The organism is Lentzea alba, assembly GCF_011067745.1.
In the GTDB taxonomy this organism is placed as follows: Bacteria; Actinomycetota; Actinomycetes; order Mycobacteriales; family Pseudonocardiaceae; genus Lentzea; species Lentzea alba.
The window spans coordinates 110,613-125,396 of sequence record NZ_JAAMPJ010000013.1; the positions used below are offsets into that span (position 1 = coordinate 110,613).

10 protein-coding genes are annotated in these 14,784 nt (G+C 68.4%); 5 read left to right on the forward strand and 5 right to left on the reverse strand.

What is annotated here, in order from left to right; translation table 11 throughout:
* The first annotated feature begins 13 nt into the window (after window positions 1–13).
* The 4 genes from G7043_RS37115 to G7043_RS37130 all read left to right on the forward strand — a co-directional run bounded on the left by G7043_RS37115 (window position 14) and on the right by G7043_RS37130 (window position 8,694).
* Window positions 14–1,513, forward strand: a complete 1,500-nt coding sequence (locus tag G7043_RS37115) for a VMAP-C domain-containing protein (protein WP_166053365.1) — start codon at window positions 14–16, stop codon at window positions 1,511–1,513.
* Window positions 1,510–2,538 (forward strand): AAA family ATPase, encoded by a 1,029-nt coding sequence (locus G7043_RS37120; protein WP_313888257.1) that lies wholly within the window; start codon window positions 1,510–1,512, stop codon window positions 2,536–2,538. Before G7043_RS37115 ends, G7043_RS37120 begins: the two co-directional genes overlap by 4 nt.
* Complete coding sequence (gene fxsT, locus G7043_RS37125) at window positions 2,535–6,797, forward strand: FxSxx-COOH system tetratricopeptide repeat protein (protein WP_166053366.1); 4,263 nt, start codon at window positions 2,535–2,537, stop codon at window positions 6,795–6,797. Before G7043_RS37120 ends, fxsT begins: the two co-directional genes overlap by 4 nt.
* A gap of 358 nt (window positions 6,798–7,155) precedes the next feature.
* Window positions 7,156–8,694: a GMC oxidoreductase gene (locus G7043_RS37130; protein WP_449279977.1), complete on the forward strand. Its 1,539-nt coding sequence runs from the start codon at window positions 7,156–7,158 to the stop codon at window positions 8,692–8,694.
* Between the two features lie 19 nt (window positions 8,695–8,713).
* On the opposite strand, the gene G7043_RS37135 is transcribed toward G7043_RS37130, so the two are convergent.
* From G7043_RS37135 to G7043_RS37155, 5 genes are read right to left on the reverse strand one after another with little or no spacing between them, the layout of a single operon-like run.
* Window positions 8,714–9,193, reverse strand: coding sequence for a carboxymuconolactone decarboxylase family protein (locus G7043_RS37135; protein WP_166053368.1), 480 nt, complete (start codon window positions 9,191–9,193; stop codon window positions 8,714–8,716).
* Window positions 9,190–10,269: an NAD(P)H-dependent amine dehydrogenase family protein gene (locus G7043_RS37140; RefSeq protein ID WP_166053369.1), complete on the reverse strand. Its 1,080-nt coding sequence runs from the start codon at window positions 10,267–10,269 to the stop codon at window positions 9,190–9,192. The genes G7043_RS37135 and G7043_RS37140 overlap by 4 nt, the downstream gene beginning before the upstream one ends.
* A gap of 29 nt (window positions 10,270–10,298) precedes the next feature.
* Window positions 10,299–10,844: an alpha/beta fold hydrolase gene (locus G7043_RS37145; protein ID WP_207312231.1), complete on the reverse strand. Its 546-nt coding sequence runs from the start codon at window positions 10,842–10,844 to the stop codon at window positions 10,299–10,301.
* A 4-nt stretch (window positions 10,845–10,848) separates the two neighbouring features.
* Window positions 10,849–12,039, reverse strand: a complete 1,191-nt coding sequence (gene dinB, locus G7043_RS37150; protein WP_166053370.1) for a DNA polymerase IV — start codon at window positions 12,037–12,039, stop codon at window positions 10,849–10,851.
* A 35-nt stretch (window positions 12,040–12,074) separates the two neighbouring features.
* Window positions 12,075–13,046, reverse strand: a complete 972-nt coding sequence (locus tag G7043_RS37155) for a serine hydrolase domain-containing protein (RefSeq protein ID WP_207312232.1) — start codon at window positions 13,044–13,046, stop codon at window positions 12,075–12,077.
* A 104-nt stretch (window positions 13,047–13,150) separates the two neighbouring features.
* Here G7043_RS37155 and G7043_RS37160 point away from each other — a divergent pair, with 104 nt between their 5' ends.
* The gene (locus G7043_RS37160) at window positions 13,151–14,677 is read left to right on the forward strand and encodes a glycosyltransferase family 39 protein (RefSeq protein WP_242643103.1); all 1,527 of its coding nucleotides are present in this window, start codon (window positions 13,151–13,153) and stop codon (window positions 14,675–14,677) included.
* The last annotated feature ends 107 nt before the right edge of the window (window positions 14,678–14,784 follow it).

Sequence of the window (14,784 nt, forward strand, 5' to 3'; positions counted from 1 at the left end):
CAGGAGGCCGCACATGCCGTGGGCGGAACAGAACGCTGATCGCGGTGTGTTGTGGCCCCTGGTGGAAGGCTTGCGTCGGATTCCCTTTCTGAAGGACCGCAGTGGACGCAATCTCGTCGCGCGGATGGTGTGTGAGGAACTCGGTGATCTGCCGTTCGAGGAACACGACCACGCCACCGGTCATCTCTACAGTCTGGCCGAGGTCTGCCGGCAACACCCGGACGGGTTGACGACTCTCGTGGTGGTGCTGGAACGGATCGAACAAGGCTCCAGACACGTGGTCGCACTCCGGGACGTCGTGCAGGCGATGACCGCCCCCAGACTGTGGTCGCAGCAGGAAAGCGCCCGGCTTTTCCGCCTGCTGGACGGGGAGGAGCTGCCGGACGTCGCCGAGATCTACCACGCGGTCCTGGGTGTCTCGGCGCCGAGCCTGTCCGCCGAGGCCGGTCACGTCGACGTTCTGCGCGCACTGGAAACGCTCAACGCCGATCCGAGCGGAATTCCCAAGCCACTCGTCTTCGTCGAACACCTCGCGGTGCGGGTGCGGGCGGAACTGGCGGCGGAGCTGCGGCTGTGGTCCGACCGGCAGGCCGCCCACATGGGTCTGGCGGCCGAGCTCGTCGCCGTGCGCCGCGAGGCAGCGGAAACGCCCGGCAGGCTGATGCCGGAGCCCCGGTCGGACGCCTACCTGATCCTGCAGGTCCAGCGCGAGGGCGCGGCGGGCGACAAGTACCGGCTGTCGCACTGGCGGCAGTTCGGGCAGACCGCCGAGTGGTCACCGGTGCGCGGCACCGACGACGTGGGCGATCTCGAGAGGGTGAAGACCCGCGTCGCCGAACTGGTGGAGGAGGCCGAAGCGGACTGGGCGCGATTTCGCCCGAACATCCGCATCGAGTTCGTGCTGCCGAGCGAGATCATCAACCTCGACGTGGACCAGTGGCCGTGGGAGACGGATTCCCCGATCCCCGAACCCATGGGCTGCCGTTACCCGGTGGTCGTGCGCAGCCTGGAACGAATGGCGACGCTCAAGTGGTACCGGTGGTGGTACGACAGGTGGGAGGAGTTGCTCTCGCAGCTCAGCGACACCGGCGCGGTGCTGCGCGAATCCGCGTGGTGGAGCAGGCAGGCGAACGAGGACGGACTGCGGAAACTCGCCTCGGCCTTCGCGCGCACACCGAAGCTGGTGTCATTGGTGCTGAGCGCGCCACCGTCCGCGGAGATGGTCGGGCGTGATGAAGTCGCCGCGGGTTTGCGCGCGGGTGTCCCGCTGATTCTCTGGCATCGCGAGAAATGTGATTCGGCCGAGTTCATGACCGTTGCCGAAAGTCTTCTGCACGGCGCCGACGATCCCCACGACCTGCTGGAGCGAGTCCGGTTGGCGCGGGTGACCGCGTTCGAACAAGGCACCGTGCCAGGGCACGTCGGCGAGAAACTGTCCATTCTCCTGGACGATCCGGTGAGAGTCGTGGTGCCGCGGTTTCCGGCGCCACCGGAAAGGATGTCGGTGGCGTGAACGGGAACACCGGATGGCAGATCTACCAGGGCACCGGCAAGGTGGCCTCCGCGCCGGTGCGGAGCCTGCCGGAACCGCCGCCGTGGCGAACGTTCACCGGCTCTGGAGAGGTTTTCCGGCCGCACGACGACGGGGGTGAGGGCAACCGCCGCGTCGGCGCGCTGCGAGCGACCAGGCGAAAGCCGCACCCGCGCGAGGTGTCGATGGTGAACGCGGCCATCTACCTGCGCCGCCCGCTCCTGGTGACCGGCAACCCCGGCACCGGCAAGTCGTCGCTGGCCTATCTCGTGTCCAGGGAACTGGGGCTGGGGCCGGTGCTGCGCTGGCCGGTCACGAGCCGCACCGCGCTCAAGGACGGCCTCTACCTCTACGACGCGATCGGGCGGGTGCAGGCCGCGGCGGACCGTTCTCCCGTGATCCCCGCGGACTCCGACCTCGGTGACTACATCCACCTCGGCCCGCTCGGCACCGCGCTGCTGCCGTACGAGCTGCCGCGGGTGCTGCTGATCGACGAGCTCGACAAGGGCGACATCGACCTGCCCAACGACCTGCTCAACGTCTTCGAGGAAGGGGAGTACGACATCCCGGAGCTCGTCCGGTTCGCCGCCAGGCAGTCGGAGATGCGCGTGCTGACGGCCGACCGCGGTGGTTCCGCCGTCGTGCGGGAAGGCGTCGTGCGGTGCCGCGAGTTCCCGATCGTCATCATCACCAGCAACGGCGAGCGGGAGTTCCCGCCCGCGTTCCTGCGCCGGTGCCTGAAACTGCACGTCGACCCACCGGACTTCGACCAGTTGGGCGGCATGGTCGCGGCCCACTTCGGCGAGGCGGACGGCGTCGACCTGGCGCGGCTGATCACGGACTTCCTGGAGCGCAGCGGGCAGCTCGGCGGTCTGGCGTCCGACCAGCTGCTCAACGCCGTCCACCTGGCGACGCAGCTCGCCACCTCCGGAGCGTTCCAGTCCGACACCGACTGGAACGACCTGCTCAAGGCGATCTGGCATCCGCTGTCGGCGGAGCTTGAATGAACGAACGCCGCCCGGACGCCCGGCCACGGGCCGATGACGGCATCGGCACGGCCGACCTCACCTATCACGAGCTGCGCGATGTCCTGTGGCTCAGCGGAAAGCTCAAGCCGCGGGAGGATCCGCGGGAGTCGGCGGAACGGACGCCGCCGGACGAGGTCACGCCGGAGGTGCCGGCCGCCCTGGCAGAGGAGGACGGCACCGGCGACTCGCGGGACGTGCCGGAGGAGCCGGCACCGGAGCCGGACCTGCTGGACGACACCGGGTTCGGCATGATCCCCGTTCGAGCCGACGCCTTTCCGCTCGCCTGGCCGACCCTCCCCGCGCTGCCCGAGGCACGGGGCATCGCGCGTGCCCTGCGCCCTTTCATGCGCACGACGCCCTCGCCGTGGCGCACGGTCCTGGACGAGGAGGGCACGGCGGTCCGCGCCGCGCAGGACGGGCTGTGGCTCCCGGAGTGGCAACCCGCGCCGTGGCGGCGGTTCGACGTCGTGCTCGTCACGGACATCGGGCCCTCGATGGACATCTGGCGCCGGACGGCGCGTGAGTTCCTGGGACTGCTGCAGCGTCAGGGCGCCTTCCGCGACGTGCGGCACTACCAGCTCGACTGCTCCAAGGACTCACCGGACGCCCTGGTGCTGCAGGTCGGTGCGACGGGCAAGTCCTGGCACTGGTCCCACCTCGTCGAACCGACCGGCAGGCGGGTGGTGCTGGTCCTCACCGACGCGATCAGCGCGGCATGGCACAACGGTGCTGCGACAAGGCTTCTGGCCAAGTGGGGACGGACGATGCCGGTGGCCGTCGTCCAGGTGCTCGAGCACCGGCTGTGGCACTGGAGCGCGCTCACGACCCGTCGCGTGCGGATGTCCGCGCCGAGATCCGGCACGCCGAACGGGAACCTGAAGGTCAAAGCCGTCCAGCCCGACGCCGACATCGCCGCGGAGGAACTGAGGAACGCCGTTCCCGTCCCGGTGCTCGGCCTGTCCGCGGACTGGATGACCGGCTGGGCGAAGCTGCTCACCTCCGACGACGGCGGCTGGGTGGAGACGACAGCGACCCTGGTCTCGCCGACCGCCGACGACAACACACCGCCACCGCTGAACGGGAGTGGGGGGCCTCTCACACCTCGCGACCGCGTCCTGCGCTTCCGCACGAACGCTTCGGTGGAGGCCTTCTCACTCGCCGGGTTGCTCGCCGCGGCGCCGTTGAGCCTGCCGTTGATGACGTTGGTGCAACGGCGACTGCTACCGGGATCGACCCTGTCCACCCTCGCCGAGGTGATTCTCGGCGGGTTGCTCAGGCAGGCGGATCCCCCGGACGTCTCCGAGATCGCCTACGACTTCCACGACGGTGTGCGGGACGAGTTGCTCGGCACGGTGACGCGAGCGGACACCGTCAGAGCCGTCATGGTGCTGTCCGACCACGCGGGCGACACGCACCCGGCGCTCCGGGACTTCCGCGCGGTCCTCGCTGATCCGGACGAGGCACCCGATCCTGAACCGACCGTCGGCAACCAGCCGTACCTGCGGGTGCAGGAAGCCGTCCTGAGGGCTTTGTCCGGACCGTACGCGCCGCGCGCTCGCCGACTGGCGAACGCCCGCCTCGAACTGGAAGACACCCGCTTCGAACGAGAAACAGCCTCCGTGGATTCCAGGCACGACGTGGGGGAGGCAGCAGTGGCATTCGAAGCCGCACCTGCCGAACACACGACTGGAGAGGCTGACGTGATCCCTTTGACGGCCTCCGTGGCTCAGCGCCGCGAACTGACCGGTCAGCCGTCGGTTTGGGGCCAGGTGCCACCGCGGAACCCCAACTTCGTCGGCCGCCGGGAGGTGCTGGAGACGCTGAGCCAGCGGCTGCTCGAACCGGGGACGACCGCTGTGCTGCCGGAGGCACTGCACGGCATGGGCGGCATCGGGAAGTCGCAGACCGCCATCGAGTACATCTACCGGCACGCCGCCGAGTACGACATCGTCTGGTGGATCCCCTCGACGCACCCGGCGCAGATCAGGGCGAGCTTCGTGGAGCTGGCCAGAAGACTGAACGTGCCCGGCCCGTCCGTCGCCTCCGTTGTGCCCGCCGACGTCGCGATTCCCGCCGTGCTGGAGGCGTTGCGGACGGGGACGCCCTTCGCCAACTGGATCCTGGTCTTCGACAACGCCGACCGTCCCGAGGACGTGCGGCCGTTCTTCCCCGTCGGAAAGGGACATGTCCTGGTCACCTCACGCAACCCGGAGTGGGCGGCTGTCGCGCGGCCGGTCGCGGTGGACGTGTTCACCCGTGCGGAGAGCATCGAGCTGCTGCGAGTGCGGGACCCGAGCATCGCCGAGATCGACGCGGACCGCCTCGCGGAGGTGCTCGGAGACCTGCCGCTCGCGGTCGAGCAGGCCGCTTCCTGGCGATCGCAGACCGGGATGCCGGTCGCCGAGTACCTCGACCTGTTCGAACAGCACCAGATGGAGCTGTTGGAGGACAGCTCGCCGGTCGACTACGAGATCCCCGTCGCGGCGGCCTGGAACGTCCCCCTCGAGCGGCTGAGACACGATCACCCGGCGGCGTTGCAGTTGCTCCAGGTCTGCGCGTTCTTCGGCCCCGAGCCGATTTCGCGAAGGTGGTTCAGCCGTGTGCCCGACCTTCCCGCGCCCCCCGAGCTGGCGGCGGCGTTCCGGGACCCGATCAAGCTCAACCGGGCGGTGCGGGAGATCAACCGGTACAGCCTCGCCAGGATCGACCACCGGAACAACACCCTGCAGCTGCACCGACTTGTGCGGGAGGTGCTGAGGAGCCGTCTGGAGCCGGCTGCGCAGGACCAGCTGCGACACGCGGTGCACCTGCTGCTGGTCCACGCGGATCCCGGCGGTCCCGAGGTCTCGTGGAACTGGCTGGCGTACTCCGAGTTGCTGGCGCACGCGACGGCGTCGCGTGCGGTGGAGTGCACATACGGCTCGGTGCGGGTTCTGATGATCAATCTCGTTCGTCACCTGCATGCGAGAGCTGACTACCGTGTCGCGCTGGAGGTCTCCGAAGACGCGGCGCGGGTGTGGCGGGAGTCCTTCGGTGAGCGCGACCTCAAGACCATCGAGATGACTCATCTGTGGGCGATGGCTCTGCGCAGGCTCGGCCGGAGCGACGAAGCCGTGCTCCTCAACGAGAGGAGTCTCGAGTTGCTGCGCGAGGAGGTCGGTGAGGACCACGAGCTCTGGTTGGACGTGCTCGACACCGTCGCGGCCGATCGGCGCACGCAGGGCAGGTTCGCGGAGGAACTCGCGCTGCAGCAAGACGTCTACGACCGGTCGTGTCTGCTTCTGGGCGAGGACGATCCCGCCACGCTCAGATACGCGAGCACTCTCGCGACCTGCCGTCGTCTGATGGGTGAGTTCGCCAAAGCGCTGGAGCTCGACCAGGACACGCTGTCGCGCGTGACCGCCGTGCTGGGTGACGACCATCTGTTCACCTACCACTCGAAGAACGCTTTCGCGGTGGATCTCCGCGAATGCGGTGACTACTCAGCCGCGCACCGGTTGCTGCGGGAGACGTTGCCCCGCCAACGAGAACTCCTCGGTGAGGACCACCCGATCGCCGTCGGCGCTGCCCGCACCCTCGCGGTGACACTGCGCAGGCTCGGTGACCACACCGGGGCCGTCGAACTGCTGAGGGACTGCGTCGCCCGGTCCCGCCAGCGGCACGGCAACCGGCACATCGACACGGCGACCGCGTTGTCGAGCCTGTCCGTCGACCTCCGGCAGCTGGGTGAACTGGACGAGGCGCTGGAGGTGGCCTCCACGGGTTACGAGGTGTTCCAGGAGATCCGCGGGACTCACCACCCGTACACGCTGATCGCGGCGGTGAACCTGGCGTCGGTGTACCGAGCGCAGGGCGCGGTGCCGCAAGCGCGTGAACTGGACGAGCTGGCGGTGAACGGACTCCGCGAGAGGTTCGGCGCGGACCACCCGTTCGCTCTGGTGGCCGCCACGAACCTCGCGAGCGACCTCGCCGAGCTGGGTGACGAGGCCGGGGCCAGGACGCTCGACGAGGACCTCGTGGCACGGTCGGCCAGAGTGCTCGGTGCGGAGCACCCGTCGACGCTGGCCGTCCGGCTGAACCTCTCGCTCGATCTGCGCCAGGCCGACGCCGAGTGGGAATCGCTGCACGCGCCGACCGTGGAGCGGCTCCGCCGGGTGCTGGGGGAGGACCACCCGGCGATCATCGCGGCACGCCAGTACCTGCGGGTCATCTGCGACACGGACACCTTGGAGCTCTGAGGCGTTTTCTCGGGCGAGCGTCCACAACGGACTGAGGCTGCCCGCATACCCCCCGGTATCGCCCGATTGGCGGGCGACCGTGTGTGTCCGAACATTCCCGGTTCGTGTGTTAGCACCGGGGCCGTCCGGGTTGTCCGGAGAGGTCCCGAATCGCGACTTCAAGTCCACTACCAGTGCCGGGCTTCCGAAAGAACCGGGACCAGCAGGTAGTGACTTGTTTCCAAAGCACAGGTATAACTTGTTCTCATGCGCCCACAGTGAGGAAGATCACATGACCCACACAATGACGTGTGACAACGGTTTCGAGGGTCCTTCACGCCGCACGTTTCTAACTGGAACAGGTTCTATTCTTGGTGCCGTGGCACTCGGTGGTCTCGCTCCCGCGGCTCGAGCGTCCGCTTCGATCGCGGACGCCGCCGTCATCCCCGCCCTGGTGATCGGCACGGGCTACGGCGGCAGCGTGGCGGCATTGCGTCTCGCCCAGGCCGGCGTCGACGTCCACATGGTCGAGATGGGCATGGCCTGGGACACGCCCGGCGCGGACGGCAAGATCTTCGCCAACACGACGACGCCGGACCAGCGGTCGTTCTGGCTGCGGACGAAGACGAAACAGCCGCTGAGCAACTTCCTGGGTTTCCCGATCGACAAGGCGATCCCGCGCTACACCGGCGTCCTGGACGCCGAGGAGTTCGCCGGCATCACCGTCTACCAAGGCCGCGGTGTCGGTGGCGGGTCGCTCGTCAACGGTGGCATGGCGGTCACGCCGAAACGCGAGTACTTCGGCGACGTCCTGCCGATGGTCAACGCCGACGAGATGTACAACCGCTACTACCCGCGCGCCAACGCCGAGCTCGGGGTCGGCCTGATCCGCCCGGAGTGGTTCGAGACGACCGACGCCTACCAGTACGCGCGGGTCGGCCGGAAGCACGCTCAGCGCTCGAACTTCCCGCACGTGTTCGTGCCGACCGTGTACGACTGGAACTACATGGAGCAGGAGGCGGCCGGGACCGTCCCGAAGTCCGCGCTCATCGGAGAGATCCTCTACGGCAACAACTACGGCAAGAAGTCGTTGCAACAGACCTATCTCAGCAAGGTCAGGGCCACCGGACGCGTCACCATCTCGCCGCTGCACCGGGTCGTCTCGGTCGTGCCGGCGGCGGGTGGTTACAGCGTCACCATCGAGCAGCTCAACACCAACGGCGACCCGATCGCCACGAAGCAGATCACGGCCGCCAAGGTGTTCTTCGCGGCGGGAAGCGTCGGCACGAGCAAGCTCCTGGTCAAGCTCAAGGCCACCGGCGCGCTGCCGAACCTGAACGGCGAGGTCGGCAAGGGCTGGGGTGACAACGGCAACGTCATGTGCGGCCGCGCCAACCACATGTGGGACCCGACGGGCGCGCTCCAGTCGTCCATCCCGACGCTCGGCATCGACAACTGGGTGGCGGGCGGTGCGTTCGCCGAGGTGGCGCCGCTGCCGACCGGCATCGAGACCTACGCGTCGTTCTACCTGTCGATCACCAGGACGCCGAACCGCGCCCAGTTCTCCTGGAACCCCACCACGAGCAAGGTCGACCTCAGCTGGCAGACAGCGTGGAAAGGGGTGTCGATCAACGCGGCGAAGACCATCTTCGACAAGATCAACTCGAAGGAGGGGACGATCTACCGGACCGACTTCTTCGGCGCGTACAAGATCTGGGGCGACCACCTCACGTACCACCCGCTCGGCGGCGCGATCCTGAACAAGGCCACCGACAACTACGGGCGCCTGCACGGCTATCCCGGCCTGTACGTCATCGACGGGTCGCTGATTCCCGGCAGCACCGTGGTGAACCCGTTCGTCACGATCACGGCGCTGGCCGAGCGGAACATCGAGAAGATCATCGCCACCGACCTCTGATGGTCCGATGTGGACGGTGTCAGAACTTCGGCAGCACGCACCTGGCGTCGAGGCCGAACACCCGGTTCAACCTGCCGAACACGAGCCACGCACCGATGCTCATGGTCAGCTCCACGATCTCCACCTGGCTGTAGTGCTCGGCCATGCGGGACCAGAACTCCTCGTCGAGGCCGTGATGATCCAGTGCGTACCGCTCGGCGTACTCCGCGGCCAGCCGCGCGCGGTCGTCGAAAGCGTCGGTGGTGCGCCACTGGGTCACCGCGTCGATGAAGCCGTCCTCGACCTTCTCGCCGTCGCGTTCGGTCCGCCAGTCGAGGCAGAACATGCAGCCGTTGATCTGCGCGATCCGCAGCCGCGCGGCCTCGAACTCGCGCAGCCCCAACGTGGTGTGCTGGTACACGGCCAGTGAGAGGTTCGCGGCGGCGATGCCGATGCCGGGCACCAGCTCGCCCCACACGTATCCGATGGGGTCCTTGCCCTCGGGGATGTCGATGTTCATCGCGGGCTCCTTCCGAGCTTGCCGGCCACAGGCCGCAGCGGGACGTCGAGCGCGTCGTAGAGCCCGGGTTCGGCGCCGGCCAGCCAGTCGATGGCGTTCACGATGCGGCCGACCGCCGTCGCGTTGCCGCCCGCGGAACGGTTCTCGCCCTCGTCGACGGCCTCGACCGACACCTCGATCCGCGGACGTCCCTCGATGATCACCTTGTGCGCGCCGTCGCCCGACGGCGGCATCGGCCAGTCCGTCGCGCACGACGCGTGGATGCGCGTGACGTGCTCGATGACGATGAGCGGTTCGCCGCCGACGACACCCTGCACCTCGAACCGGATCGCGCCCTGCGTGCCTGCCTCGAACTCGCCCATGGTCCTGGTCGTCACGGTCTCGTCGAGCGCGCGCCGGTGCACGGTCTCGCGGATCTCGTCGATCTCGACGCCCAGTGCCCTCGCCATCAGCCGGATCTGCCCGCCCCACACCATGGTCGGCACCGTCGGCATGAGCATCGGCGCCTGGTAGTCGAGCGGCTGCCCGAACCCGATCAGCCACCGCACCGCGTCGGGCTGGTCGTAGGTGGAGTAGTCGAAGATCTCCTGGCAGCGGACCGCGTCGATCCGGCTGCCCAGGCCGCTGATCATCAACGGCAGCACGTCGTTGCCCCAGCCGGGGTCGACGCCCGAGACGAACAGCGATCCGCCGCCCTCCTTGATGGCGGCTAGAACCGGTTCTCGCAACTCGGGTGGCGCGCTGCGGTGGTCGTACAGCGCGTACAGCGACGGCGTGACGACGACCGCGCCCGCCCGGATCGCCCTGGTGATGTCGGCGAGCGCGTCGTCCGGGCGGATGTCGCCGGACGCCGCGTAGACGACGGCGCGCGGGCTCGCCGCCAGCACCGTGTCGATGTCCGTGGTGGCCGCGACCCCGAGTTCGTGGTCCAGGCTGGCGAGATCACCCGCGTCCCGGCCGGCCTTCTCGGGGTTGTGGACGACCACGGCCGTCAGTTTCAGTCCCGGATGGGCCTCGACGGCGCGAATCGCGGCACGGCCGACGTTTCCGGTGCCCCACACCACTGTGGCGATCATGCCGGTAGTTAACTAGAACACGTTTCAGTTTACAAGAGTCCATCAGGTGTAAAGGAACCGCTCCAGCGCGGTGTTGAAGTCCGGCGCCTCCGACACCAGGTGGTCGCGTCCGGGACAGACCACCCGTGCGGCACCGGTCTCGCGGGCGATCGCGCGCCCAGCAGCTGCCGCATGCCCTTGACCAACGTCGGATGCGGCTCGTCGGGCACCTCGACCGGCACACCCGCGATGACGAAGAACCGCCGCAACCCCTCGACGGGGTCCAGACCGGAACCGAGCAGGGAGCGGATCTCGGCGGCGTACTCGTCCACGGCCGGGACACCGCGCGCGACGGCGGTGCACGGTGGTTCGACGATGGTCAGCGACAGCACGTTCTCCGGCCGCGACGCCGCCGCGTACATCGACACGATGCCGCCGTAGGAGTGGCCGACGAGGTGGCTCGGCTGGTCGAGCAGCTGGTCGGCGACGAGCGCGGCCTCTGGTTCGAAGTCCTGCCGGCCGGGCGGCGACTGGCCGTGACCCGGCCGATCCGGGGCGAGCAGCGTCCACCGTTCGGTGAGAGGCGCTGCGCCCAAGGGGTCAGTCCGGCAGGAGCGGTACCGAAATTCCAGGATCGCGGCCGAGCAGCGCCGCCCGCGTCACCGACGAACTGCCGAACCGGTCCCGCACCACGTCCAGCGCGGCATCCAGAGCGGCGGGTTTGGCCTCCTCGAACGGCAACACCAGCTGCATCGGCGTGTCGTTCTGGAGGTTGGTGAGGGAGACGCCCAGCAACGTGATGCCGCGGTTGCGGATCATGGGCATCGCCGCGTCGAGCAGTTGCCTCGCCGCCGACAGCAGCACCTCGGTTTCCGTTGTCGGGTCCTTCACGGTGTGCGAGCGGGTCGCGCGCGTGAAGTCGGCGAACCGCAGGCGCAGGACGACCGTCCGGCACGCGCGGTGAGCCGTGCGCAGACGTCGTGAGATGCCGTCGATCAGCGAGGCGAGGATGGCTTCGAGATCTTCGTGCGTGCGTTCCCGGCGGCCCAGGGCCCGTTGCGAACCGATCGAGCGCCGCCGCCGTTCTGTTTGGACCGGACGCGGATCGTGGTTGTGCGCCAACGCGTGCAGGTGCCGGCCCGCCGCTCTGCCGAGGAGTGAGACGAGGCCGGTCTCGTCGAACCCGGCGACCTCGCCGACCGTCCGGATGCCGAGGCTGTGCAGCTTGGCGGCGGTGACCTCGCCGACGCCCCACAGCCGTTCGACCGGCAACGGGTGCAGGAACTCGAGTTCGCGATCCGCCGGCACGACCAGCAGACCGTCCGGCTTCGCGACCCCGCTGGCGACCTTGGCGAGGAACTTGGTCCGCGCCACGCCCACGGTGATCGGCAGTCCGACCTGCTCCAGCACGGCCGCCCGCAGGCGTGCGGCGATCACTTCCGGCGGACCGGCGATCCGGTGCAGGCCACCGACGTCCAGGAACGCCTCGTCGATCGAAATGCCCTCGACCAGCGGCGTCGTGTCGCGGAACACCTCGAACACCGCCTTGCTCGCGGCCGAGTAAGCGGACATCCGCGGCGGCACGACGATCGCATGTGGACAGAGCCTCCGCGCCCGTGCCCCGCCCATCGCGGTCCGCACCCCGTACGCCTTGGCCTCGTAGCTCGCGGCCAGCACCACGCCACCGCCCACGATCACCGGGCGGCCGCGCAGGCTCGGGTCGTCCCGCTGCTCGACCGAGGCGTAGAACGCGTCCAGGTCGGCGTGCAGGATCGGGGTGCTCACGAACACATGTTCGCATCCGTCACCCGTTCAGAACAGTGGTGTCACATGATCGCGCGGGCGATCGGCCACGCGCCAGGTGCGGTGTTGGAAAGGACGGTGCGGGTGGTGCTGGTGTGACGGTCGTGAGTGGACTTGAACGACACTCCCGCGTCGTACCCGGCGAGGATCACCGTGTCATCGGTTTCGTGCAGCCAGAAACCGAGCCCGTAGCGCAGCGACTCCTCGGGCACGTCGAGGCGCGGCCGCACGATCTCGTCGACGTCGGCCACGATGTCGCCGGCGAAGAACGCCCGCCAGAACTGGGACATGTCGCCGGCGGTGGTGTGGATGCCACCGTCACCGTTCGCCAGGATCGGCAGGTGGAAGACGTTCGAGCGGTCCATCCCGTCGAGGTAACCGACGGCGGCGTCGGCCGGTAGCTCGTCGGCGCGCAGGAAGTCGGTCCGGGTCATCGCGGCCGGGCGGAGCACCCGTTCCCGAACCAGTTGGTGGTAACCGATGCCGCTGACCCGTTCGGCCAGCAGGGCGAGCACCACGAACCCGCCGTTGCAGTAGCCGAACCGTTCACCGGCCTTGAACTTGGTGGGAATCCCGGCCATCAGCGGCAGGAACGCCTCGGTCGTGGTCAGCAGGTGCACCGCGCCGACCATGTAGTCGTTGGCCTCCCAGTCGCCTTCCTCGTCGAGGTAGTCGCCGATGCCGGACGTGTGCGTGAGCAGGTGCTCGATCGTGACGTCGTCGGCGACCAGCGGCAGGTCGTCGCCGAGCAGTGAGCGGGCCGTGGTGTCCAGGCTCAGCAGGCCTTCCCGCACCAGCGAGAGCACGACCAGGGCGGTGAACCCCTTGCTGCCGCTGGCGGTGCCGAACCTGGTGTCCAGCGTGTTCGGCACCTGGTAGGCGCGGTTCGCTAGCCCGTAGGCCTTCGCGAACTCGACCTCTCCGGCGCGGTCGATCGAGACCACCCCGGAGAAACCGGTTTCCGCGGCGATCCTGTCCACGTCCTCGATCGGCATTCCCGCAGGCTAGCGGCACCAGGGCGAGTGTGTGACAACCAAATCGGCGGGCATCCCGTTTCCGGAGTGTTGGGCCTGTTCATCACCGTGAAAGGACCGCCCGGTTGTCGCTCGCGACGATCCAGCTGCCACGCACCGTCGGGGTGCCTGCCGGCGAACAACCACCGGCTGCGCACCGCCGGTGGTTGTTCGCGCTGGTCGCGGTCCTGTTGCTGGCCCAGATGGCGATCGCCATGACCACGACGGCCCTCGAGCAGAGCCCGACCGTCGACGAGCCGGTCTACGTGGGCGCGGCAGCGGTCTACCTGGAGGAGCGGAGTCTTCGGTACAACCCGGAACACCCGCCGCTGGGCAAGCTGATCATGGCCACCGGGCTGGTCTTCGCCGATCTGCACCTTGCTCCTTGGTTCCGTGGGGATCAGACCGAACTCGGCAGACACGTGTTGTACGAGTCGGGCAACGATCCTGGACACCTGTTGTTGCTGGCCAGACTGCCGATGATCGTGCTGACGCTGCTGTTCGGGCTGGTCGTGTTCCTGTTCGCCCGCGACCTGACCGGCCCCACCGGCGGACTCGTGGCGCTCGCCCTGTACGCGTTCTCGCCTGACCTGATCGCGCACGGATCGCTGGCGACTTTGGACGTTCCGGCTGCCGGTTTCGTGCTGACGTCGGCCTGGCTGCTGTGGCGCGCCCGTGATGACGTCGTCTACCTGCCGTTCGCCGGACTGGCCCTCGGGGCGGCGCTGGCCACGAAGATGAACACGTTGGCCGTCGTTCCGTTGCTGTTGTTCTTGGTCTTTCGCACGCATCGGCTGCGCGGCGTCGCCATCACGTCGCTGATCGCGGCTGCGGTGGTGTGGGCGTCGTACCTCGCCGTGGATCCGCTGGCGTCGCTCCCGGGGCCGTATCTCGATGGGCTGCGGCTCCAGTTCGGGTTTGAGAACCGGGTGTGGGGCGGCTACCTGTTCGGTGAGCACTACGAAGGCTCGCGCTGGTACTACCTGCCTGCCGCGTTGCTCGTGAAGACTCCGTTGGGCGCGCTCGTGCTCTGGTTCGCCGGGATCCTCGCTGTGGCGAAGTTGGGGGCGGCGCCGTATGTGTTGGCTCCTGCGGTGGTTCTGCTGGTGGCGGCGATGACGGGCAACCGCGACCTCGGTGTGCGGTACGCGATCTTCGTGCCGATGTTTCTCGCGGTCGCTGCGGCCGCCGTGGTGGCGGCACGTCGTCGGTGGGCCGTTGTTGCCGTCGCGGTGGCTGCGGCCAGTTCGTTGGCGGCCTTTCCGTACTACCTGCCGTATTCCAACGAGGCGTTTGGCGGTTCGGCTCGGACGCACCTGCACCTGCACGACTCGAACGTCGACTGGGGGCAGGATTTGGGGCGCCTGGCTGATCGGTTGAAGCGTTATCCGAGTGAGCGGACCTGGCTCGTCTACAAGGGGGCTGGGGTGCCGGAGTACTACGGGATCCGTGCGGCGGATCCGCGGGGTGTGCCGCCGGAACAGGTGCGTGGGCTGCTTGTTGTGTCTGACACCGCTATTGCCAAGGCTGATGATCGGCTCAAGGCGTTGATCGCCACCAGTACGCCGGTTGACTCGGTTGGGCACTCGATCACGATCTTCCGTCGGTCGTGAGGGTGCGGTTTTAGGGCACGCCTTGCGGCGACCCGACACATGCCCTCCTTCGTCGGGCGTGTGTCGGAACGAATTTCTGTGGGCGCGTTGCGTTGGGGGTTGCGGGG